1 protein-coding gene and 1 tRNA gene are annotated in these 2082 nt (G+C 54.3%); one reads left to right on the forward strand and one right to left on the reverse strand.

Going from position 1 to position 2082, the window contains the following annotated elements; all coding sequences use genetic code 11:
* Position 1: 1 nt before the first annotated feature.
* Complete coding sequence (locus C6W91_RS15230; protein ID WP_370571033.1) at positions 2-964, reverse strand: hypothetical protein; 963 nt, start codon at positions 962-964, stop codon at positions 2-4.
* A gap of 837 nt (positions 965-1801) precedes the next feature.
* Between C6W91_RS15230 and C6W91_RS15235 the strand changes: the two genes are divergently transcribed.
* A tRNA-Glu gene (locus C6W91_RS15235) sits at positions 1802-1876 on the forward strand.
* Positions 1877-2082 lie beyond the last annotated feature (206 nt).

The raw sequence follows: 2082 nt of genomic DNA on the forward strand, positions 1-2082 counted from the left end.
CCTACGGCTCAGGGAAAGCAACGCCACCCTTCAAGCAAAGTTCAACATCAACAGGGACATCCCCCTGGCCAATGGCGGATTCGTTCTCGAAATCCTCGGGGCGGATCTGGTCATTCGGGTTGTTGGTGATCGTGTGACGGGTGACCAGCTCGGCCTGGGTGATCTGGAACAGCGGGATCAGATCATCATTGTCGGCATCCGGGGTCGACCATTCGTCCGGCAAAGGCAGCTCAGCCTCGATGCGCACATCGTTCGGTTTCTTGATGGTATTGCCCCAACGATAAAGCAGCTTGCCGTCATCCTTCAGCGTCACCGAATAGTCGTTACCGACCGCGATGTTTTCCTGAATGGTGGCTTCATTGGGCTCCAGCACATCCTTCAGATCCAGAACACCGTCGCCGTTTACATCGCCGACCTGAGGCAGCACGTCCGCCACATATTGACCGTCGTATTCGCCGCCAACAATCCACAGATTATCGTCCAGCTGGTATTCTGCATCCGGATCACCGGGGAAACGCTGATCCGACAGCACCTGCTGCATCACCACATAGTGTTCGGTCGAGGCTTTGACCGTGTTGCCACCAAGGCCAGCCAGCCAGGTGCCGTGAACTGCCGGCGTCTGAAAAACATCGGTGGGGGCGTTCGAAACCACCAGCCCCAGATGCTCTCCGCCCTCGCCGGACAGATCGCCAACGAAGCCTTCTTCGTATTCTGGATCGTCGAAAAAGTCTTTTTCAATCGCTTGGTCGAAATCAATGACGTTATAGCCAAATTCGCTGTTTACCGGATACAGCGCGACGCCCTCTTTGGTGATCACCGGTTCGGCGGAAAAATCCACAACGGCAGGATCGCCGTCTTGGACATCGCCCTGTGTCAGCCCACCGAAGGTACCAGTCACATCATTTGTGCTGAAGGTGTGTGTCACTGTATACGTGGGTGTCTGGTTGAGCACTTGATCTGCCATGATGGGTCCCACGGCAATACGCTTCAAAGTTTCAAAATCTTCCGCCCGCAAAAGACCGGCTCGGCATCATGTGTTCGCGCGCCTTCACATGCGGATGTCTTGATGTTTACAAACCGCGGATCAAAAGTCTTTTGATCTTGATCAAAAGACGCAAAAAAGACTGAGGACGAGGCTCCCCGCCCCATATTAAGCCCGCTGCACGCCGCCTGACGCGTACCGCAAAAGATGAATGCAAATAATTGAATTTATTTTACAAAAACGAACATAAAATATGAAATCTCATAGTGAGCCGCCAATCGTTTTCAAGACCGGTGGCGACAGGCGATTTTTTGCCGACAGCCCCTGTTTTCGCGAGGGAAAGCACCACACCCAGACGTAACCCCGCCCGGAAATTGCGTTTTTCGCAGAAGGTTCAGCGCAGCAGAATGTTGATTTTCCGAAAACTTGATTCTCCTGACTGCGGCTTGCCCTACCCTTCCGGCCTCTCTTCACAAGCCCAGAGGCCGCGCGCGATGCGCCGAAAACGCTCAGCGCCTAGCCCGCCCCCCTTTCAAACGATATTTAGGCCAGTTTTCACAGCCGGAACCAAGACAACCATAAAGCGTTGTGGAAAATCAGGGAGTGATACGCAAAGAAGAGGCTGGCCCACGACATATCAATGTGGAGAAAACCTTTGACCGAATTGCAGCGCAGGCCTTCTGACGCCGCTTTTGGGGGGACGCGAACTGCCCATGAAACCACCCGGAACACCCGCCTCAAATATTTCTTCCCAAATGAGCAAAAATCACTCTTGCGCCCACTCACCTGACTGAGTACATAGCGCCTCACGCACAGAGTGGCCCGTTCGTCTATCGGTTAGGACGCCAGGTTTTCAACCTGGAAAGAGGGGTTCGATTCCCCTACGGGCTGCCACTTCATCCCATATTGATATCTTAGCCTGGCATGCGGTTTGCGGTCCTGTTGCGCTGTTCGAGCTAGTAAAACCCAGCCGCAGCGCCGCCCGGGTCCAGCCCTTTAATCCTTACCCTATCGGCTGCCCTGATCAGGCTTCATCCGTTCAAACCGCCGTAGGCCTCCCTCTCGAAGAGCAAAAGGGAACCGCCCTCTTGGGCAATTCC

Source organism: Phaeobacter sp. SYSU ZJ3003 (genome assembly GCF_041300735.1).
Lineage (GTDB): Bacteria > Pseudomonadota > Alphaproteobacteria > Rhodobacterales > Rhodobacteraceae > Phycobacter > Phycobacter gallaeciensis_A.